The 19,404-nt window shown below is 71.3% G+C and carries 18 protein-coding genes and 1 pseudogene; 13 read left to right on the top strand and 6 right to left on the bottom strand.

The annotated features are described in order from the left end of the window. Window positions 1–3 precede the first annotated feature (3 nt). From pcaD to ACX12L_RS12805, 6 genes are read left to right on the top strand one after another with little or no spacing between them, the layout of a single operon-like run. A complete protein-coding gene (pcaD, locus tag ACX12L_RS12830; protein WP_459262945.1) occupies window positions 4–807 on the top strand; it encodes a 3-oxoadipate enol-lactonase in 804 nt (267 codons plus the stop codon). An 18-nt stretch (window positions 808–825) separates the two neighbouring features. Beyond that, window positions 826–1,104 (top strand): muconolactone Delta-isomerase, encoded by a 279-nt coding sequence (gene catC / locus ACX12L_RS12825; protein WP_094438645.1) that lies wholly within the window; start codon window positions 826–828, stop codon window positions 1,102–1,104. Window positions 1,105–1,151: 47 nt separating this feature from the next. Further along, the gene (locus ACX12L_RS12820; protein WP_459262944.1) at window positions 1,152–2,132 is read left to right on the top strand and encodes a Bug family tripartite tricarboxylate transporter substrate binding protein; all 981 of its coding nucleotides are present in this window, start codon (window positions 1,152–1,154) and stop codon (window positions 2,130–2,132) included. A gap of 31 nt (window positions 2,133–2,163) precedes the next feature. Then, window positions 2,164–3,510: an MFS transporter gene (locus tag ACX12L_RS12815; RefSeq protein ID WP_459262943.1), complete on the top strand. Its 1,347-nt coding sequence runs from the start codon at window positions 2,164–2,166 to the stop codon at window positions 3,508–3,510. Window positions 3,511–3,512: 2 nt separating this feature from the next. Beyond that, window positions 3,513–4,775, top strand: coding sequence for a GTPase (locus ACX12L_RS12810; RefSeq protein ID WP_459262942.1), 1,263 nt, complete (start codon window positions 3,513–3,515; stop codon window positions 4,773–4,775). Continuing rightward, the gene (locus ACX12L_RS12805; protein ID WP_459262941.1) at window positions 4,772–6,295 is read left to right on the top strand and encodes a dynamin family protein; all 1,524 of its coding nucleotides are present in this window, start codon (window positions 4,772–4,774) and stop codon (window positions 6,293–6,295) included. Before ACX12L_RS12810 ends, ACX12L_RS12805 begins: the two co-directional genes overlap by 4 nt. 63 nt (window positions 6,296–6,358) lie before the next feature. Here the strand turns inward: ACX12L_RS12805 and gloA are convergent, their stop codons facing one another. The 3 genes from gloA to ACX12L_RS12790 are packed head-to-tail and all read right to left on the bottom strand — an operon-like array spanning window position 6,359 to window position 7,880. Further along, window positions 6,359–6,775 carry a lactoylglutathione lyase gene (gene gloA, locus ACX12L_RS12800; RefSeq protein ID WP_459262940.1) on the bottom strand — a complete coding sequence of 139 codons (417 nt, stop codon included), beginning with the start codon at window positions 6,773–6,775 and terminating at the stop codon, window positions 6,359–6,361. 54 nt (window positions 6,776–6,829) lie between these two features. After that, window positions 6,830–7,264, bottom strand: a complete 435-nt coding sequence (locus ACX12L_RS12795) for a YMGG-like glycine zipper-containing protein (RefSeq protein WP_459262939.1) — start codon at window positions 7,262–7,264, stop codon at window positions 6,830–6,832. Window positions 7,265–7,310: 46 nt separating this feature from the next. Further along, on the bottom strand, window positions 7,311–7,880 hold the full coding sequence (locus tag ACX12L_RS12790) for a hypothetical protein (protein ID WP_459262938.1): 570 nt from the start codon (window positions 7,878–7,880) through the stop codon (window positions 7,311–7,313). A gap of 428 nt (window positions 7,881–8,308) precedes the next feature. Here ACX12L_RS12790 and ACX12L_RS12785 point away from each other — a divergent pair, with 428 nt between their 5' ends. The 6 genes from ACX12L_RS12785 to hrpA are packed head-to-tail and all read left to right on the top strand — an operon-like array spanning window position 8,309 to window position 17,036. Further along, a complete protein-coding gene (locus tag ACX12L_RS12785) occupies window positions 8,309–9,082 on the top strand; it encodes an energy-coupling factor ABC transporter ATP-binding protein (RefSeq protein ID WP_459262937.1) in 774 nt (257 codons plus the stop codon). An 18-nt stretch (window positions 9,083–9,100) separates the two neighbouring features. Next, a complete protein-coding gene (locus ACX12L_RS12780; protein ID WP_459262936.1) occupies window positions 9,101–9,694 on the top strand; it encodes a CbiQ family ECF transporter T component in 594 nt (197 codons plus the stop codon). A 35-nt stretch (window positions 9,695–9,729) separates the two neighbouring features. Further along, window positions 9,730–10,314 (top strand): biotin transporter BioY, encoded by a 585-nt coding sequence (locus ACX12L_RS12775; protein WP_459262935.1) that lies wholly within the window; start codon window positions 9,730–9,732, stop codon window positions 10,312–10,314. A gap of 32 nt (window positions 10,315–10,346) precedes the next feature. Beyond that, a complete protein-coding gene (locus ACX12L_RS12770; protein WP_459263030.1) occupies window positions 10,347–11,792 on the top strand; it encodes an AMP-binding protein in 1,446 nt (481 codons plus the stop codon). After that, window positions 11,789–12,958: a thiolase family protein gene (locus ACX12L_RS12765; RefSeq protein WP_459262934.1), complete on the top strand. Its 1,170-nt coding sequence runs from the start codon at window positions 11,789–11,791 to the stop codon at window positions 12,956–12,958. Before ACX12L_RS12770 ends, ACX12L_RS12765 begins: the two co-directional genes overlap by 4 nt. Before the next feature lie 43 nt (window positions 12,959–13,001). Continuing rightward, the gene (gene hrpA, locus ACX12L_RS12760) at window positions 13,002–17,036 is read left to right on the top strand and encodes an ATP-dependent RNA helicase HrpA (RefSeq protein WP_459262933.1); all 4,035 of its coding nucleotides are present in this window, start codon (window positions 13,002–13,004) and stop codon (window positions 17,034–17,036) included. A 7-nt stretch (window positions 17,037–17,043) separates the two neighbouring features. On the opposite strand, the gene ACX12L_RS12755 is transcribed toward hrpA, so the two are convergent. Beyond that, a complete protein-coding gene (locus ACX12L_RS12755) occupies window positions 17,044–17,388 on the bottom strand; it encodes a hypothetical protein (RefSeq protein WP_459262932.1) in 345 nt (114 codons plus the stop codon). Window positions 17,389–17,542: 154 nt separating this feature from the next. Beyond that, window positions 17,543–18,217 (bottom strand): transcriptional repressor LexA, encoded by a 675-nt coding sequence (gene lexA / locus ACX12L_RS12750; protein WP_094438619.1) that lies wholly within the window; start codon window positions 18,215–18,217, stop codon window positions 17,543–17,545. 80 nt (window positions 18,218–18,297) lie between these two features. On the opposite strand from lexA, the gene ACX12L_RS12745 reads away from it, so the two are divergent. Next, window positions 18,298–19,260, top strand: coding sequence for an asparaginase (locus ACX12L_RS12745; RefSeq protein WP_459262931.1), 963 nt, complete (start codon window positions 18,298–18,300; stop codon window positions 19,258–19,260). 29 nt (window positions 19,261–19,289) lie between these two features. Here the strand turns inward: ACX12L_RS12745 and ACX12L_RS12740 are convergent. After that, window positions 19,290–19,404, bottom strand: a pseudogene (locus tag ACX12L_RS12740) (IS5/IS1182 family transposase); the annotation flags it as partial.

Below are 19,404 nucleotides of genomic sequence, written 5' to 3'. Positions count from 1 at the left end.
CACATGGAACAGAGCACCATCCAATTGAAAACCCGGCGCGGCGAATTCAGGGTCGCCGTGGACGGCGACGCCGCCGCGCCGGCGCTGGTCCTGGGCAACTCGCTGGGTACCACGCTGGAGATGTGGGAGCCGCAGGTGGCCGCGTTCGCCGGGCGTTTCCGGCTGATCCGCTACGACACGCGCGGCCATGGCGGCAGCCCGGCCACGCCGGGGCCCTACAGCTTCGATGACCTGGGCCAGGACGTGCTGGCGGTGCTGGATGCGCTGGACGTCGAGCGGGCCGCGTTCTGCGGCATCTCGATGGGCGGCCATACCGGCCTGTGGCTGGGCATCCATGCGGGCCGGCGCTTCAACGCCATCGCGGTCTGCAACAGCGCCGCCAGGATCGGCACGGAGCAGGCTTGGCGCGAGCGCGCCGCCATGGTGCGCGCGGGCGGCGCGGCGGGCATGCGGGCACTGGCCGATTCGGCCCCCGGCCGCTGGTTCTCCGACAGCTTCGCGCAGACGCATCCCGCCGTGGTGCAGCGCGCGCAGGGCTGGATCGCCGGCATAGCCCCCGAAGGCTACGCCGCGTGCTGCGAGGCATTGGCGGCCTCGGACCTGCGCGGCGGCCTCGGCCGGATCGCAACGCCCACGCTGCTGCTGGCCGGCGCGTTGGACCCTGTCACCACCGTGGCCGATGCCCAGGCCATGCAGGCGGGCATCCCCGGCGCGCGACTGGCCGTGGTGCCCGCATCCCATCTCTCGAACCTAGAAGCGCCGGCGGCCTTCGACCAAGCCGTGCTGGATTTCCTGGCCAGCGCCTGATCACCTGAAAGAAAAACCATGCTGTATCTGGTCCACATGATCGTCGACATCCCATCCACCGTGCCGCCCGACGAGGCCGCGCGCATCAAGGCCGAGGAAAAGGCCTATTCGCAGGCGCTGCAGCACGCGGGCAAGTGGCCCCACCTGTGGCGCGTGGTGGGCGAGTACGCCAACTACAGCGTGTTCGACGTGGAAAGCAACGACGAGCTGCACGACACCTTGAGCAAGCTGCCGCTGTTCCCGTTCATGAAGATCACGGTGACGCCGCTGGCCAGGCACCCGTCTTCCATCGTGTGAGCCGCGCACACGGTCCCATCCCAACACAGACCCATCGGAGACAAGACATGCCCCTTCACCGGAGAGCCTGCGCCATCCTGGCTGCCGCTCTGGTATTGCCCTTCGCGTCCGTGGCACAGGCGGACACCGCCTGGCCCGGCAAGCCCATCAAATGGGTGGTGCCCTTCCCGCCGGGCGGCGCCATGGACGTGATCGCGCGCACCCTGGGCGACCAGGCCGCGCGCGAGCTGGGCCAGCCTTTCGTGATCGAGAACCGCCCGGGCGCGGGCGGCAACATCGGCGCGGACTACGTGGCCAAGCAGCCCGCCGACGGCTACACGATCATGATCACGTCCATCGGCATGGCCACCAACAAGGCGCTCTATGCCAGGCTCGGTTACGACCCGGTGAAGGATTTCGCCCCCATCAGCCTGCTGGCCGTGGTGCCCAACGTGCTGGTGGTGAACACCGCCAAGAGCCCGGACCGCTCGGTCAAGGACGTCGTGGCCCGCGCCAAACGCGAGCCGGGCAAGCTCACTTATGCGTCGGCGGGCAATGGCACGTCGATACATCTCGCGGGCGAGGTGTTCGCGTCCATGGCTGGCGTGAATCTCATGCACGTGCCCTACAAGGGCAGCAGCCCGGCGGTGACGGACATGCTCGGCGGCCAGGTCGACCTGATGTTCGACAGCATCACCTCGGCGCGGCCGCACATCCAGTCGGGCAAGCTGCGCGCGCTGGGCGTGACCACCGCGAAACGTTCGTCCGCGCTGCCCGGCGTGCCCACCATCGCCGAAGCCGGCGTGCCCGGCTACGAGGTCTCGCCCTGGTTCGCCGTGTTCGCGCCCGCCGGCACGCCCCCCGGCGTGGTGGACAGGCTCAACCGGGTGCTCAACGCGGCCATGCAGCAGCCCGACATCCGCCGCAAGCTCGAAAGCGTGGGCGCGGAACCGATCGGCACCACGCCGCAGGAGCTGGCGGCGCATCTGAACAAGGAACTGGATCGCTGGGGCGCGCTCATCAAGGCGCGCGGCATCCGCATGGATTGACGGCAACGAAAAAATACCTGGAGACGATTCGATGAATTCCGCTTCCCAACTGGCCATTCCGGCGCTGATCGACAACGAGCGGCTGGGTGCCTTCCAATGGCGCGTGCTGGCGCTGTGCTTCGTCATCGCGCTGTTCGACGGCTTCGACACGCAGGCCATCGCATTCACGGGGCCGGCCATCCTGGCCGCGTTCAATCTGCCCGCGGGTTCGCTGGCGCCCATCCTGACCGCCGGCATCGTCGGCATGACCATCGGCGCCATGACGCTGGGCATGGTCGGGGACCGGATAGGGCGCCGCCCGACGATCATGCTCAGCCTGGCGATCTTCGGCGCGGCCACGCTGGCCACGGCATGGTCCACCGACACGAACCATATCCTGGTGCTGCGCTTCATCGCAGGGATCGGGATGGGCGGCTGCACGCCGGTGCTGCTGGCCCTGGCCGCCGAGTACGGCCCGGCCCGCTACCGCGGAGCCATCATGACCGGGGTGCTGCTGGGCCTGCCCGCAGGGGCCATGCTGGGCGGCCTGCTGGCGGCGCGCATGCTGCCGGTGATCGGATGGGAGGGCATCTTCGTGGTCGGCGGCGTGGCGCCGCTGGTGATGCTGGTGGTGCTGGCGCTGCTGCTGCCTGAGTCGCTGTACTACCGCGCTTCCCGTGGCGATGCCGAGGGGCAGCGCTACATCGCCGGCGTGCTCTCCAGGATCATCAGCCGCCCGCTGCCGGGCGACGTGCGCTTCACGGTGCCGGAATCCGCGGCGGCACGCGCCAGCGTCCGCGCGCTTTTCGCAGACGGCAACGCGGGCAAGACGGTGGCCATCTGGGCCATCTATCTGCTGAACTGGGTGGCGTGGTTCATGCTGCTGTCCTGGCTGCCGACGGTGCTCAAGGCCGGAGGGCTGCCCGCGGCCCAGGCGCCGATGGGCACGGTGATCGTCAACGCGGTGTTCATCGTCTGCGCCATACCGCTGTCGTTCGTGCTGCCGCGCGTCAACACGCGCCGCCTGCTGCTCGTGATGTTCGCGGTGGGCATCGCGGTCGCGTTGGGGCTGAGCCTTGCGGGGCAGAACTGGACGCTGGTGTTCGCGCTGGCGGGCCTGGCGGGCTTCGGCGTCGGAGGCCAGCAGATCGCGCTGAACTACCTGATCGCCGGCGCCTATCCGACCGCGCTGCGCGCGACGGCGACCGGCTGGTCGATCGGCATGGGTCGCACGGGCGCCATCCTGGGCTCCGCGATCGGCGGCAGCTTCCTCGCATGGGGCGGGCCGCAGGGCTTCTTCCTGGCGCTGGCCGTTCCGCTGGCCGGCGCGGCGATCGCCGTCCTGAGCCTGCGGCTCAGCCCCCCGACGGCGAATGCGGCATTGGTGGCAGCGCATTGAGCATGGACATCCACGACACCCGCGGCCGAAGCGAGGGTGCGATCGTGTCCGTGCTGCCCGAGCGGGCGCATGACCTGGCGCGCCTGCGCGCGCTGGCGGGGCAGGGGGGCAGGCCGGTCGTCACTGTCGTCGGCAAATACAACCACGGCAAAAGCCGCCTGCTCAACGAACTGATCGGCGCGAACGCCTTCGCCGTGGCCGACCGGCGCGAGACCGTGGCGCTTTCCGCCCGCGTGCACGAGCAGGTGCGCTGGCTGGATGCGCCCGGCCTGGATGCCGACGTGGCCAGCGGAGACGACGAGCATGCGCACCGGGCCGTGTGGTTGGAGTCCGACATCCGCCTGTTCGTGCATGCCGCCAAGGAGGGAGAGCTGGACGCGCGCGAACGCGCGCTCTTGCAGGCGCTGCACGACGACGGCGAGCGCACGCAGCGCCAGACGCTGTTCGTGCTGTCGCAGGTGGATCAGCTGGCCGACGAGGCCGCGCAGCGCAAGGTGGCGGCGGCCATCGAGGCCCAGGCGCCGGGCCTCGCATGGCTGGCCGTTTCGTCCACGCGCCACCGCCAGGGCGTGGATGGCGCGAAAAAGCTGCTGCTGGAGAAAAGCGGCATCCCCGCGCTCAAGGCCGCGCTGGGACAGGCACTGGCCCGGGTGCCTGCGGCCCGTGCCCATGAGGCCGCCTTGCTGCTGGGGGAAATGCGCGGGCAACTGCAGCGGCTGTGCGTTGAACGCCAGGACGCGCTGGCGGGCCTGCGCCAGCAGCAGACGCAGCAGCGCACGCGCTTCGACCAGGATCTGGCCGCCGTGCTCGGCCAGGTCGGCGGCGACATCCAGGCGGTGCTGGACGTGCCGGGGCCGGACCATTCGCTGACACCCGACTCCTTCGCGGACCAGTTCAGGATGACGCCCGGCAAGCTGGAGCGCAACCGCCTGCAGGTGGCCTATTCCAAGGCCTGCATCAAGATCGGCGCCATCCTGACCAGGCACGGCGCGATGGATCTGCCGCCCGCGCAGCAGACCCAGGTGAGGAGCCTGGACAGCGTGATGGTGGCCGTGCTGGGCGTGTCGGTGAAGTACCGCAAGGACTTGCAGCGCCTGTTCTGCGAGGCCGCCGGCCGCGACGCTCTGGCGCGGGACTTCACCCGCTACTTCGAACTGTCCGCCGACCGCCAGGCGCTGGCCGCGCGCATCGCGCAGGCGCAGGCCGATGCGCAGGCGGCCGACAAGGCGCGGGCGGCGCTGGCCGTGCTGGAGGCGGACGCGTGAACCACACCGCCGAGCGTGTCGATGGCGCCGATGAACGGTGCCTGCTGGCATGCGCCGATGCGGCCGAATGGGACGCGGCGGATCTGTCGGGCGTTCTGCGCCAGCTCGAAGGATGGCTGGCCCGGCTCGACAACGACATGGCGGCAGGGCTGCCGTCGCCCCAGGGTTTGCAGGCTGAAAGCGCGCTGGCCCGGCAGGCCGATGCCATCGGCCGCCTGCTGCGGGACTGCCGCGCGCGCTGGGCGCGGCAGCGGGCCGGGCTGCAGCCCGTGCAGGCGCTGGCGGAGGGCTTCGACGACCGGCTGATGCTGCTGGTGTTCGGCAAGTTCAATGCAGGCAAGAGTTCGCTCTGCAACTTTTTGGCCGACCGCTTCGCCGCGCACGGCCGGCCGGTGCGCTATTTCCACCTCGAAGCGGGCAGCATCGTGGAGTCGGGCGATCGCCTGCGCGAAGGCGCGACCGAGACCACTGCGCGCCTGCAGGGCGTGTGCCTGGGCGAGCGGCTGGTGCTGCTGGACACGCCCGGCCTGCATTCCGTGACGCCGGAGAACGCGGCGCTCACGCAGCGCTTCACCGACAGCGCCGACGGCGTGCTGTGGCTGACCAGCTCCAGCTCGCCCGGGCAGGTGCAGGAGCTTCATGACCTGGCGCGCGAGCTGCACCGCAGCAAGCCGCTGCTGCCGGTGATCACGCGCAGCGACGTCATCGAGGAGGACGAAATCGACGGCGAGATCCGCAAATGCCTGCGCAACAAGACCCCGGCCAACCGCGCGCTGCAGGAGGCCGACGTGCGCCAGCGCGGGGAGGACAAGCTGCGGCGGATGGGCGCCGATCCGCGGCTGCTCGCAGCGCCCGTCTCGGTTTCGGCCCATGCCGCGCGCGCGCAAGGCCAGACGGCCGCCGCGCTGGAGGCGGCGGGCTTCCCGCGCCTGTACGCGGCGCTCCTGGACATGCTGGCGCCGGCGCTGGCCTACAAGCGACGCAAGCCGGCCGAGGTGCTGCTGCACCACGCGCAGGAAAACGTGCTGGGTGCGATCGGCGCAGAGATATTGCCGGCCATCGCCGGCCTGCAGGCCGCCCTGGCGCAGGAACGGGAGCGCCTGCGGCAGTACAAGACAGACATGCTGCGCGCCGCATGGCGCCAGGTCATTCCCGAGCTGCCCGCACTGCTGGAACAACACGACGCCCACCTGCCCATGCTGTGCGCCGCCGTGTCGCGCCTGGTGCAGCAGGCCATCGACGAGCTGGCGCGGACAACGCTGGCCGACTACGCGGTGCCCGGGGGCAGCGCCGTGGCGATCAGTCTGCCGCCGTTGGCGCCGGACCATGAGCGCCTGCATGCGGCCTTGCATGACGCCATACGCCAGCAACTGGACAGTGCTTTCGGGGAAAGGCTGGAGCACTGCGGCGCAGCCCTTTCACGGCTCGCCGATGGAGCGGAACGGCTGCAAGAGCGGCTGCAGCAATGCGGCCGTCCCTTGCAGGACATCGCGCGGGCGCTGCGCACGCAGGCTGGATGACACATGAAAATGGCCTCCAGCGCTTACCCATCAAGCGCGGGCAGCTATTGAAACAGGAGTTTTTCAGCGCAGCCCGGTGCCCGCCACCAGATCATCCTTGCGCTCGATCAGCTCGATCTTGTAGCCGTCCGGGTCGGTCACGAAGGCGATCACCGTCGTGCCGCCCTTGACCGGGCCCGCCTCGCGCGTCACGGTGCCGCCGGCGGCCTTGATCTTCTCGCAGGCCGCGTAGGCATCGGGCACGCCCAGGGCGATGTGGCCGTAGGCCGTGCCCATGTCGTAGCTCTCGGTGCCCCAGTTGTAGGTCAGCTCGATCTCGGCCTGGCCGGGGTTGCCGCCCTCGAAGCCGAGGAAGGCCAGCGAGTACTTGTACTCGGGGTTCTCGGAGGTGCGCAGCAACTGCATGCCCAGCACCCGGGTGTAGAAGTCGATGGAGCGCTGGAGGTCGCCAACGCGCAGCATGGTGTGCAGGAATCTCATGCGCCGCATTGTGCCGGCAAGCCAGGCCTTGCCGCGGGGGATGGCCGCTTCATGTCAGCGCGTGAATCCCGGCACCTGGTTGCCGCGCGCGTACATGCACTGGGTGTAGGCGTTGTTGTACTGGTACTGGATCATCCCCTGCGAATAAGCCGTGCTGGGGCCAGCGACGCCGGTGCCCACGATCGCGCCGCTGGCGGCGCCGATGCCCGCGCCCTGGTGGTTGCCCACGGCCGCGCCCAGCACGCCGCCGAGCACGGCGCCGACGGCGGCCGACCCCACGGCGCGGTCGTTGGCCGCCTGGGCCTGGCCGCCGACCATGGACTGCGCGTACTGCATGCACATCGCCTGGTCTTGCTGGAACACTTCGAACGGCTTGGTCGGCGCAGGCATGACCAGCACCGTCGGGCCCATGGGCTGCGTCGCGCAGCCCACGAGTGCCAGCGTGCAGGAGAGCGCCAGGGCCAGCAGAGGTGAGGAAGCAGGTTTCATGATCGTCAACCCGGTGGGAGAACAAGAAAAACGAACCGCCCGCCGGTCACGGCCTGTCCGCCGGTGGCGGCGGCTCCGCCGGTGTCACGGACTCGCGCCACGGCGTTCTGCATTGCGGCACCGCGGGGTAATAGCCCGGCGGGTCGTCGCAGTAGTACGAGAACGTCGGCTGCGGCGCCAGGCTGGTTGGTCCCGGCGTGGCCGCCGGAGCGTAGACCGGCGGCGCGTACGTGATGGACGACACCACCGGCGGGTACGGATAGACAGGCGCGGCATAGAAGTACCACAGGCCCCCGGTGAACCACCACCAGCCGCAGCGTCCGCCCCAGCAGGTCTGGCGCCAGTGGCCACCGCTCCAGCGCACGAAGTCCGGCCGGCTGAAGCCGTGCACGGCATGGCCCGGCCGGTACGCCCATCGGCCCGGGCCCAGCCGGTAGCTGCCCCCGCCATGGATGTGCCCGTCGTCCCAATGGCCTCCGTGAGGGGGGCCGCCATGGGGGTGGCCGCCGCCATGGCCGCCGTGCTGCGCCAAGGCCGTGCCCGGACCCAGCAGGATGGCGGCGCCTGCGAGCAGCCAGCGCAGCGCGCGGGCGCGAGGTGAAGAAGGTGCAGACATGTCCGTGCTCCCCGTCCGTCGGACTGCGCCCTCGACGGGCCGTGGGAGAGCGCAAGGTCGATCTCTTGCACGGTACGCCTGCACTGTAAAGAGAGCATTGCCGCTGCGTAAATTTTGATCACTCGGCGCACGGACCGGTTGCCGTGGGCAGGCAGGGGCGGTTCATGGCGATGCACGATGTGCGGCGCGTTTTGCGCGCCGAAGACGGAAGATGGCAGCAAGAAGCGGGGGGCTTAACTCATCTGGCGCCAGCTGTCGCCAAGTAGTGCGAAATCGCGCCGATTTTAGATACCGGTTACACGTATTTGGCGACATGTTTTGATTGAAAGATAAATGAAGTTAACTGAAGAAACGTTTATTTGAATGTGCGTTGGCGGATTTTTAGGTGGTTAGAATTTGCCGCACGACCACTTCGCCGGACTTGCCGAATGCCCCTGACCGCCCTTGATGCCTCCTCGGCCGCCGCTCCCCTGCTGGAGCTGCGCCAGGTGCACCTGCGCCGGGGCGCAACGCAGGTGTTCGCCGGCCTGAGCCTGGCGCTGGCAGAGCCGCGCATCGGCCTGATCGGCCACAACGGCGCGGGCAAGTCCAGCCTGCTGCGCCTGCTGTGCGCGCTGGAGCTGCCGGGCAGCGGCCAGGTGCTGTCGCAGGGGCAGGACCTGCAGGCGCTGCCGCAGGGGCGGCTGCGCGCCCAGCGCGTGGGCATGATGTTCCAGAACCCCGACGACCAGATCGTCTTCCCCACGGTGGAGGAGGAGCTTGCCCTGGGCCTTGCGCCGCAGGGGCTGCCGCGGCGCGAGGCGCTGGCGCGCGCCCGCGACTTCCTGGCCGGGCGCGGCCTTGCCGGCTGGGCCGCGCGCGCCGTGGGCGCCCTGAGCCAGGGCCAGCGCCAGCAGCTGTGCTGGCTGGCCCTGCTGCTGGCCGGGCCGCGCACGCTGCTGCTCGACGAGCCCTTCGCCAGCCTGGACTTGCCGGGGCAGGCCCGGCTGGCGGACGACATCGCCGCCTGCGACCGGCAGGTGGTGGTGTCCACCCACGTGCTGGACCACGTGCGCGGCTATGGGCGCGTGGTCTGGCTGCACGAGGGCCATGTGCGCGCCGACGGGCCGGGGCGCGAGGTGTGCGCCGCCTACGAGGCGGCCGTGGCGCGCGAGCTGGCCGATGCCCGGGGCGCGCGCGCAGGCATGCGCGCGGCCGCGTGACCGGCGGGGCAGGGCTTCATGGGCAGTCTCTACAGCGAACACCTCACCTGGCTGCACCTTTGGCCCGCGGGCCGCAAGCTGGCCTGCATGGCGCTGCTGGGCACGCTGCTGTTCCTGCTGTCTGCACCCTGGGCGCTGGCGCTGGCGGCGCTGGCCTGCACGCTGCTGTGGAGCAGCCTGGGGCCGGCCACGCGCGTCGCGCGGCGGCTCATGGTGTCGGTGCTGGCGGCGGCGCTGCTCGTGGCGGTCTTCCACCTGTGGATGGGCCGGCCCGACGTGGCGGCCGTGAGCGCCCTGCGCCTGGCCTGCGCCTCCACGCTGGGCGTGGCCCTCACCGTGAGCACGCGGCCCACGGACCTGCTTCTGGTGCTCGATGCGCTGCTCGCGCCCCTGGTGCACCTGGGCCTGCAGCCCGGGCGCGTGTCGCTGCAGCTCGCCCTGATGCTGCGCTTCACCGAGCATTTCTTCGTGCAGTGGAAGCGGCTGGACGAAGCCCATCGCCTGCGCACCGGCCGCCCCGGCGGGCTGCGGCTGATCGCGCCGCTCACGGTGCAGATGCTGCAGCGCGCGCAGCGCGTGGCCGATGCCCTCTACGCCCGCCTGGGCGGGTGAGCGCCTCGTTTTTCCCCCTGAACCCAAGGACTTCCATGACCACTGCCGTATCCCGCAAGACATCCCATTCCATGGCGCTGGTGGCGCTGTTCGCCGCCCTCATGGCCGTGATGGGGCTGATCCCCAAGATCGACCTGCCGCTGGGCGTGCCCATCACGCTGCAGTCGCTGGGCGTCATGCTCGCAGGCTGCCTGCTGGGCGTGCGCAGGGGCTTCCAGGCCATGCTGCTGTTCCTGGCGGCGGTGGCGGCGGGCCTGCCCCTGCTGGCTGGCGGGCGCGGCGGCCTGGGGGTGTTCATGGCGCCCTCGGCCGGCTACCTGGTGGGCTATGCGCTGGCCGCGGGGGTGACGGGCGCGCTGATGCGCCTGCTGCCCCAGGGCACGCCGCTGCGCACGGCGGCGAGCGCCTTCGCCGCGTCGGTGCTGGGCGGCCTGGTGTTCCTGCATGCCATGGGCATCGCGGGCCTGGTGCTGCTGGCGCAGATGCCGCTGGACAAGGCCTTCCTGGCCGACCTGGTCTTCGTGCCCGGCGACCTGGTCAAGTGCGTGCTGTGCGCCGTGGTGGTGCACACCGTGGCCAGGGCGCTGCCGGACTGGCCGTTCGGCGGGCGCGAGCGTTGAGCGCGGCCCCCGCACCCGCGCCCGGCGCGCCCGTGCAGCAGCTGCTGGCCGGCGGCCCGCTGCCGCCCCTGTTCGAATGGGTGCACGGGCCGCTGGCGCACTGGGCGCGCACGAGGCCTGAGGCCCTGGCGCTGGCGAACGAGCGGCGGCAGCTCGGCTTTGCCGAACTGCATGCGCGGGTGCAGGCCCGCGCCCGCCAGCTCGATGCCGGGGGCGCGCCAGCGACCGTGCTGCTCGGCGGCGAGGCCGGCACCCTGGACGGCGTGGTGGCCTTCCTGGGCGTGGTCGCCAGCGGGCGCTGCGCCGCCATGGGCGACGCCCAGTGGCCGGCGAGCGTGGCCCAGGCGATTGCCCGGCGGCTGCCCGCCTGCCCGGGCGCGGTGGCGGCGGCCACGCCGCAGTCGCCGTTCTACGTGGGCTTCACCTCGGGCAGCACGGGCCTGCCCAAGGGTTTCGTGCGCCACCACCGCTCGTGGGCCGAGAGCTTTCGCGTCAGCCTGCAGGACTTCGGCCCCGCCGCCGCCGCGCGCGTGCTGGCGCCGGGGCGCATGTCGCATTCGCTGTTCCTGTTCGGCGCGCTGCTGGGGCTGTGGACCGGCGCGGGCGCGGTGCTGCAGGAGCGCTTTTCCGCCCCGCGCGCGCTGGCCGCGCTGCAGTCGGGCGCCGCGCCCCTGCTGGTGGCCGTGCCCAGCCAGCTCGTGCTGATGCTGCAGTGGGCCGGGCGCCGCCGGCTCGCGCCCATCGAGGGGGTGGAGCTGGTGCTCATCAGCGGAGCGCGCTGGCTGCGCGAGCGCACGCCCGCGCTGCGCCGCCTGTTCCCGCGCGCGCGCATCGTGGAGTTCTACGGCGCGTCCGAGGCCAGCTACATCGCCTGGATGGACGCCGACCCCGCGGCGCCCGCCCAGGCCGTGGGCCGGCCCTTCAGCAACGTAGACCTGCACATAGGCCCGCACCCGCATGCACCCGCGCTGGCGCGGGGCACGCCGGGGCTGATCTGGGTGCGCAGCCCCATGCTGTTCACGGGCTATGCGGACCAGGCCGACGCCACCGCCGCGCTGCGCGAGGGCGAGTGGCTGTCGGTGCGCGACATGGGCTACCTGGACGACGGCGGCCTGCTGCACCTGTGCGGGCGCGAGAACCGCATGCTGGTCACGCAGGGCAAGAACCTGTTCCCCGAGGAGGTGGAGGCGCGCCTGCTGGCCCACCCCCGGGTGGCCCAGGCCAGCCTGCAGGGCGTGGCCGACGACCTGCGCGGCACCAGCGTGCACGCCGTGCTGCAGTGGCAGGGCGACGCGCCGCCGCCCGGCGCGCAGCAGCTGGCCGCCTGGTGCCGCGCCGCGCTGGAGCCCTTCAAGACGCCGCGCCACTGGTGGGTGTGCGCGGGCGGCTGGCCGCAGACGGCCAGCGGCAAGACCGACCATGCGGCCCTGGGCCGTGCGCTGGCGGGCGCGTCGCCCCTGCTGGAGCCCTGGCGGTGAACGCCGCGCCCGTGCCCATCCTGGCCTGGGCGCGCACGCCGGTGGCGCCCGTGGGCGGCGCGCTGGCGGCCTGCCAGCCGCACCAGCTCGCTGCCCCGCTGGTGGAGCGCCTGCTGGCCGACGCAGGGCTGCCGGCCCGGGCCGTGGACGCGGTGGTGCTGGGCAACGCCCTGGGCGCGGGCGGCAACCCCGCGCGCGTGCTGGCGCTGGCGGCCGGCCTGGGCGAGCGCATTCCCGCCGTGACGCTGGACAGCCAATGCTGCGCGGGCCTGGACGCCGTCACCCATGCCTGCGGCCTGCTGGCACTGGGACAGGCCCAGGTGGTGGTCGCCGGCGGCGCCGAGGCCTGGAGCCGCGCGCCGCTGCGCATGCACCGGCCCGTGCAGGCCGGCGCCGCGCCGGTGGCCTACGAGAGCCCGGCATTCACGCCCTGGCCCGGGCGCGACCCCGACATGCTGCAGGCCGCACTCGACGCTGCGCGGCGCCTGCGCCTATCGCGCAGCGCGCAGGATGCCTACGCCCTGGCCAGCCATGCGCGCGCCGTGGCCGCGCGCGGCCAGATGGCGGCCGAGATCGTGCCCCTGTGCGGCCTGGCGCACGACGCCTATCCCCGCCCGATGACCGCCGCGCGCGTGGCGCGCATGCCCGCCGTGGCGGCAGGCCATGCGCAGGACGGCACCGACTGCGGCCTGGGCACCGCGGCCGTGTCGCCCAGGGCCGACGGCGCGGCCTTGCTGCTGCTGGCCACGCCGTCGGCCTGCGCGCGCTGGGGGCTGCGGCCACGCGCGCACTGGTGCGGCAGCGCCAGCGTGGGCGGCGCGCCCGAGGCGCCCATGCTGTGCGCCATAGACGCCGCGCGCGCCGCGCAGGGGCGCAGCGGCTGGCGCCTCGATGCGCTGGACGCGCTGGAGCTGCACGATGCCTTTGCCGCCCAGGGGCTGGCCTTCTGCAGCGCCCTGGGCCTGCCCCCCGGGGCCGTCAACCGCGGCGGCGGCGGCCTGGCGCGCGGCCACCCCATAGGTGCATCGGGCGCGATCGCCCTGGTGCGCGTGCTCGCGCAGCTCGGTGCGGAGCGGCGGCGCCGGGCGGCCGGCGCGCTGCGCGGCCTGGCCTGCATCGCCGGCGCGGGCGGCCTGGGCACGGCGACCTGGGTGGCGATGGAGTAAGGCGCGCTCGCAGTGACCAGGGGCTGGGATAATCGCCGCCCCTATGCCCCTCTCGATCACCTTCCCCGAGTCCCTTCCCGTCAGTGCCCGCCGCTTCGACATCATGGCGGCCATGGGCGAGCACCAGGTCATCATCGTCTGCGGCGAGACCGGCTCGGGCAAGACCACGCAGCTGCCCAAGATCGCCCTGGCGCTGGGGCGCGGGCGCTGCAACGCGCCCGAGGGCAGCAGGGGCCGGCTGATCGGCCACACCCAGCCCCGGCGCATCGCGGCCAGCAGCGTGGCCAAGCGCATCGCCGAGGAGCTGAACACGCCGCTGGGCGAGGTGGTGGGCTACAAGGTGCGCTTCCACGACAACCTGCAGAAGGGCGCCTCGGTCAAGCTGATGACCGACGGCATCCTGCTGGCCGAGACGCAGACCGACCCGCTGTTGAAGGCCTACGACACGCTGATCATCGACGAGGCGCACGAGCGCAGCCTGAACATCGACTTCCTGCTCGGCTACCTCAGGCAGATCCTGCCGCAGCGGCCGGACCTCAAGGTGGTGGTCACCTCGGCCACCATCGACGCCGAGCGCTTCGCCCGGCATTTCGAGAGCAAGGGCGGCCCGGCGCCGGTCATCATGGTCTCGGGCCGCACCTACCCGGTGGAGGTGCGCTACAAGCCCTTCGAGGAGAAGAAGGACTTCGATCTCGACGACGCCATCGCCGATGGCGTGGACGAGCTCTGGCGGGGCGGGGCGGGGGGCGACATCCTCGTCTTCCTGCCCGGCGAGCGCGAGATCCGCGAGGCGGCGGACCACCTGCGCAAGCACCTGCAGCATTCGCCCGTGCTCAGGAACGCAGAAGTGCTGCCGCTGTTCTCGCGCCTGTCGCAGGCCGAGCAGGACCGCATCTTCGACAGCCACACGGGGCGGCGCATCGTGCTGGCCACCAACGTGGCCGAGACCTCGCTCACCGTTCCAGGCATCAGATACGTCATCGACGCAGGAACGGCGCGCGTCAAGCGCTATTCATTCCGTAGCAAGGTGGAGCAGCTGCTGGTCGAGCCCATCAGCCAGGCGGCGGCCAACCAGCGCGCGGGGCGCTGCGGGCGCGTGGCCAACGGCATCTGCATACGCCTGTACGGCGAGGACGATTTCAACCAGCGCGACCGCTTCACCGATCCCGAGATCCTGCGCAGCTCGCTCGCCGGCGTCATCCTGCGCATGAAGAGCCTGGGCCTGGGCGACGTGGTGAACTTCCCCTTCCTCGAAGCGCCCTCGGGCCGCGCCATCGCCGACGGCTACCAGCTCCTGCAGGAGCTGGGCGCTGTCGACGAGCGCGGCAACCTGCTGCCCATGGGCAAGGAGCTCTCGCGCCTGCCGCTGGACCCGCGCGTGGGCCGCATGATCGTCGAGGCGCGCACGCGCGGCGCGCTGTCCGAAGTGCTGGTGATCGCATCGGCCCTGTCGGTGCAGGACGTGCGCGACCGGCCCCTGGAGGCGCAGGCCCAGGCGGACCAGGCGCACGCGAAGTTCGACGACGAGAAGAGCGAGTTCTCCGGCTACCTGCGGCTGTGGCACTGGCTTGCGGACGCGCGCGGCGGCAAGGCAGTGGCGACAAGCCGCAAGGAGATGGCGGCGCAGGCGGCGGGCGCGGCGCCCGCGCGCAACCAGGCGTTCCTGCCAGTCGGGAAAAGGGCGGGGGCGCAGCCCTCACCCCCGCCCTCTCCCGGAGGGAGAGGGGGCGAAAACCGGGGCGCGCTCCCTCTCCCTCCGGGAGAGGGTGAGGGTGCCGCGCACAAGCTCAGCAACCGCCAGTGGGAGCAGCTGCTGCGCCAGAACTTCCTGAACATCCGCCGCGTGCGCGAGTGGCGCGACATCCATTCGCAGCTGCTGACCGTGGTCAGGGAGCACCAGTGGCAGCCCAACGCCCAGCCCGCCGGCTACGAGGCCATCCACCTGTCCATGCTCTCGGGCCTGCTGGGCAACATCGGCTTCAAGGGCGAGGAGAGCGAGGCCTACCTGGGCGCGCACGGCATCCGGTTCCACCCGCACCCGGGCGCGCACCTGTCGAAGAAGCCGGGGCGCTGGATCGTCGCGGCCGAGCAGGTGGAGACCTCGCGCCTGTACGGGCGCGGCATCGCCGCCATCGAGCCGCAGTGGCTGGAGGAAGTCGGCGGCCATCTCTTGAGGAAGCAGCTGCTCGACCCGCACTGGTCCAAGAAGCAGGCCGACGTGGTCGCCTACGAGCGCGCCACGCTCTACGGCCTGGTGGTCTACAACAACCGGGGCGTGAGCTATGGCCGCGTCGATCCGGTGGAGGCGCGGCAGATGTTCATCCGCCGCGCCCTGGTCGAGGGCGAGTGGGAGACCCGCTGGCCCTTCCTCGCGGCCAACCTCAGGACCATACGCAAGGTCGAGGACCTGGAGCACAAGAGCCGGCGCCAGGACGTGCTCGTGGACGACGACCTGATCTACGCCTTCTACGACCAGCACATCCCCGAGGGGGTCTACAGCGGCGCGACCTTCGACAAGTGGTTCCGCCCCGCCGGCAAGGAGCAGCCGGGCCTGCTGGTGCTGTCGCGCGACGAGCTCATGCGCCACGAGGCCGCGGGCATCACCACCGACAAGTTCCCCAAGACCGTGAAGCTCGGCGGCGCGGACTGCTCGGCCAGCTACCTGCACAGCCCGGGCGACGCGCGCGACGGCATCACCGTGACGGTGCCGCTGTTCGTGCTCAACCAGGTCAGCGAGGAGCGCGCCGAATGGCTGGTGCCCGGCATGCTCAAGGAAAAGATCCAGGCGCTGCTCAAGAGCCTGCCCCAGCGCCCGCGCAGCCGTTTCGTGCCCCTGCCGGAACACGCCGAGCGGCTGGCGCAGCTCTTCATCCAGGAGGAACGCTGGAACCAGGGTGGGCTGGTGGACGTGCTCTTGAAGCAGGTGCGCGACGAGACATCGCTCGACGTGAAGCGCGCCGACTTCAAGCTCGACATGCTCAGCCCCCACCTGTTCATGAACCTGCGCATCACCGACGAGCACGGCCGCCAGCTCGGCCAGGGGCGCAACCTCGCCGCGCTCAAGGCCGAATGGGGCGGCAAGGCGCGCGGGGCCTTCCAGGCGCTTGCTTCGTTAAAGATAGCTGGTAGCGCTGATTCCAAGCCGCAATCGGATAAAAAACAGCCTGAAACCAAGGGCAGTCAAGCGCCAGGCGCTCCTGAAAAGAAAGCGCCACCCGCCCACCCGCAGGGCCAGCGCCACACCGCCTGGGACTTCGGCGAGCTGCCCGAACTCATGGAGATCAGGCAGGGCGGCCAGACCCTCATCGGCTTCCCGGCCCTGATCGACCAGGGCGATGCCGTGACCATCGAGGTCTTCGACGAGCCCGAGGTGGCCGCCGCGCGCCACCGCCTGGGGCTGCGGCGCCTGTTCGCCCTCACGATCCAGGATGCGCTCAAGTACCTGGAAAAGAACATTCCCGACCTGCAGAAGATGGCCGTGGCCTACATGCCCCTGGGCACGCAGGAAGAGCTGCGCGCGCAGATCATCGACGTCGCCATGGACCGTGCCTTCCTGCAGGAGCCCCTGCCCGTGGACGAGGCGCAGTTCAGGCAGCGCGTGCAGGACGGGCGCGGCCGCCTGACCCTGATCGCCAACGAGGTGGCGCGCCTGGCCGGCGTGATCCTGCAGGAATACGCCGGCGCCCAGCGCAAGATCAAGGACACGAAGAACGCCCCCGAGGCCACGCAGGACGCGGCCCGGCAGCTGAAGATCCTGATGCCCAGGGACTTCATCGCCCAGGCCCCCTGGGCGCAGCTGCAGCACTTTGCGCGCTACCTGAAGGCGATCACCGTGCGCCTGGACAAATACCGCGCCGACCCGGCGCGCGACGCCGCCAGGATGAAGGAGCTGCAGCCGCTGGAGCAGCGCTACTGGCGCCTGGTGGCCGAGCGCAAGGGCCAGCAGGACGCGCGCATGCAGGAATACCGCTGGATGCTGGAGGAACTGCGCGTGAGCTTCTTCGCGCAGGAGCTGCGCACGCCGTACCCTGTCAGCGCCAAGCGGCTGGACAAGGTGTGGTTCCAGCTGGTGTCCTGACCCCCGCTCAATGCAGGACCAGGCGGTCCAGTTCCGCGCACACATCGGCCATGCGCCCCGAGATCACGAGCCGGCAGGCCGTGCCCTCGTGGCGGTTCAGGATCACGCGCAGGGGGCGCGATGCCGGTGCCGGGGGCCGCGCCGCGCTGGCGGCGGTGGCTTGTGGAACCCCATGGCCGTCGATCGCCGCGCACTGCGGGTCGTTGCTGGCGCGTGCGCCGGCCGGGTAGACGGCGTGCGCGTGGCCCGGCAGGCCGTGGTGCGCGGCCTGCGCGGGGCGCGGGCGCATGGAGCCGGCGATGCGGCGCAGGGGTTGGCAGAGCGAGGAGAGAGCGAAGAGGGCGATTCCCATGTGAAGACTCCGGCATGCCAGGGCATAGAGGTGGAACACAGGCGGGATTGCCAGGAGGAAGGCGCGCATCCGCGGGGTTGGCATGCGGCGGCCGGCGCAATGCCCGCGCCGCCGCATGCCAGACGCCCGCCACCTGCGGCGGCGCCGGTGCACGCTACATGAGCATGGTGTTGCGGATCAGGCCCACGGCCAGGCCCTCGATCTCGAAGGGCTCGCCGGGCTCGACGCGGATCACGGGGTAGTCGGGGTTCTCGGGCAGCAGCTCGATGGCGCTGCCGGTGCGGCGCAGGCGCTTGACGGTGACGTCGTCGCCCAGGCGGGCCACGATGATCTGGCCGCTGCGCGCCTCGCGCGTGGCCTGCACGGCCAGCAGGTCGCCGTCCATGATGCCCGCGTCGCGCATGGACATGCCGCGCACCTTGAGCAGGTAGTCGGGCTTGTGCGTGAACAGGCTGCCTTCGACCGTGTAGGTCTGGTCCACGTGCTCCTGCGCGAGAATCGGCGAGCCCGCGGCGACGCGGCCGATCAGTGGCAGCGTGAGCTGCGACAGGCCCGGGATCGGCAGGCTGAACTGCGTGCCGCGCACGGCGTTGATGTTGCGCACGGTCTCGCCGCACAGGCGTATGCCGCGCGAGGTGCCGCTCACGAGCTCGATGACGCCCTTGCGCGCCAGGGCCTGCAGGTGCTCCTCGGCCGCGTTGGCGGACTTGAAGCCCAGCTCGGCCGCGATCTCGGCGCGCGTGGGGGGCGCGCCGGTGCGCGCGATGGCGGTCTGGATCAGGTCCAGGATCTGCTGCTGGCGGGCGGTGAGCTTGGGGCTGTCGAGCATGGTGCGAGTCCGATGCGGTTGGGGGGGTGGGTAACTGTTTTTTAATCCAGTACCTGTATTTTTGAACAGTTTCAAAAAGGATGCAAGTGGCTGCTACAAGAAAAATCGTGGTGCTGGGCACCGGGGGCACGATTGCCGGCACGTCCGACGTGGTGGGCGCCAGCGTGGGCTACACGGCGGCGCAGATCGGCGTGCAGCAGCTGCTGGCCGCCGTGCCCGGCCTGGCGCAGGCCGCCGGGGGCGTGCTGGAGGCCGAGCAGGTGGCGCAGATCGACAGCAAGGATATGGATGCGGATGTCTGGGTGCGGCTTGTACAGCGCTGCGCCGCGCACCTGGCCGATCCGGCCGTGGCCGGCATCGTCGTCACGCACGGCACGGACACGCTGGAGGAGACGGCCTGGCTGCTGCACGAGCTGCTCGACGCGGCCAGGCCCGTGGTGCTGACCTGCGCCATGCGCCCGGCCACGGCGCTCGTGCCCGATGGGCCGCAGAACCTGCTCGATGCGGTGGCCCTGGCCTCTGACCCGTCGGCGCGCGGCGTGCTGGTGGTGGCAGCGGGCGTGGTGCACGGCGCGCGCGAGGTGGGCAAGGTGCACCCGCTGCGGCTGGACGCGTTCGCGTCGGGCGACGGCGGGCCCCTGGGCTGGGTGGAGGCGGGCCAGGTGCGCTGGGCGCATGGGCGCGCCCCGCTGGCGCAGCCGCCGTCCCATGCCGCGCTGTTGCCCGCCCTGGGCGCCACCGCCTGGCCGCGCGTGGAGATCGTGACGAGCCATGCGGGCGCCGACGGCGCCCTGGTGGACTGGCTGGTGGAGAACGGCGCCCGGGGCATCGTGGCCGCGGCCACGGGCAACGGCACGCTGCACAAGGCACTGGAGGCGGCCCTTGCGCGCGCCGTGGCCGCGGGCGTCGTGGTGCGCGTGGCCTCGCGCTGCCCGCAGGGGCGCATGCTGGACGTGCACGATGCGCCCTGGCAAGGTGCGGACGGCCTGAGCCCGGTGAAGGCGCGGATCAGCCTGATGCTGGAGCTGATGCGCTCGCCATAAGTGGCTTTGGATACGCTCTAAGAGCCTGTTCAAAGTCTTTTGAGCAGTAGAGCCAAGAACGCCAAGTGGATGAACTGCAGGCTGGTGTTGAGCCGTCTCTCGCAGTTCTTCCACAACCGCCTGTTCTTCTCCAGCCACGCGAAA

The sequence above is a fragment of the Alicycliphilus sp. T452 genome, from assembly GCF_054512775.1.
This window is presented reverse-complemented; position numbering and strand designations above follow the sequence as displayed.

Coding starts and splice junctions, on each gene's coding strand:
- lexA (WP_094438619.1), bottom strand. CDS start 18,217: ATGCTCGACAGCCCCAAGCTCACCGCCCGCCAGCAGCAGATCCTGGAC.
- gloA (WP_459262940.1), bottom strand. CDS start 6,775: ATGAGATTCCTGCACACCATGCTGCGCGTTGGCGACCTCCAGCGCTCC.
- ACX12L_RS12790 (WP_459262938.1), bottom strand. CDS start 7,880: ATGTCTGCACCTTCTTCACCTCGCGCCCGCGCGCTGCGCTGGCTGCTC.
- ACX12L_RS12795 (WP_459262939.1), bottom strand. CDS start 7,264: ATGAAACCTGCTTCCTCACCTCTGCTGGCCCTGGCGCTCTCCTGCACG.
- ACX12L_RS12755 (WP_459262932.1), bottom strand. CDS start 17,388: ATGGGAATCGCCCTCTTCGCTCTCTCCTCGCTCTGCCAACCCCTGCGC.
- ACX12L_RS12820 (WP_459262944.1), top strand. CDS start 1,152: ATGCCCCTTCACCGGAGAGCCTGCGCCATCCTGGCTGCCGCTCTGGTA.
- ACX12L_RS12785 (WP_459262937.1), top strand. CDS start 8,309: ATGCCCCTGACCGCCCTTGATGCCTCCTCGGCCGCCGCTCCCCTGCTG.
- ACX12L_RS12815 (WP_459262943.1), top strand. CDS start 2,164: ATGAATTCCGCTTCCCAACTGGCCATTCCGGCGCTGATCGACAACGAG.
- catC (WP_094438645.1), top strand. CDS start 826: ATGCTGTATCTGGTCCACATGATCGTCGACATCCCATCCACCGTGCCG.
- hrpA (WP_459262933.1), top strand. CDS start 13,002: ATGCCCCTCTCGATCACCTTCCCCGAGTCCCTTCCCGTCAGTGCCCGC.
- ACX12L_RS12745 (WP_459262931.1), top strand. CDS start 18,298: ATGCAAGTGGCTGCTACAAGAAAAATCGTGGTGCTGGGCACCGGGGGC.
- ACX12L_RS12780 (WP_459262936.1), top strand. CDS start 9,101: ATGGGCAGTCTCTACAGCGAACACCTCACCTGGCTGCACCTTTGGCCC.
- ACX12L_RS12775 (WP_459262935.1), top strand. CDS start 9,730: ATGACCACTGCCGTATCCCGCAAGACATCCCATTCCATGGCGCTGGTG.
- pcaD (WP_459262945.1), top strand. CDS start 4: ATGGAACAGAGCACCATCCAATTGAAAACCCGGCGCGGCGAATTCAGG.
- ACX12L_RS12810 (WP_459262942.1), top strand. CDS start 3,513: ATGGACATCCACGACACCCGCGGCCGAAGCGAGGGTGCGATCGTGTCC.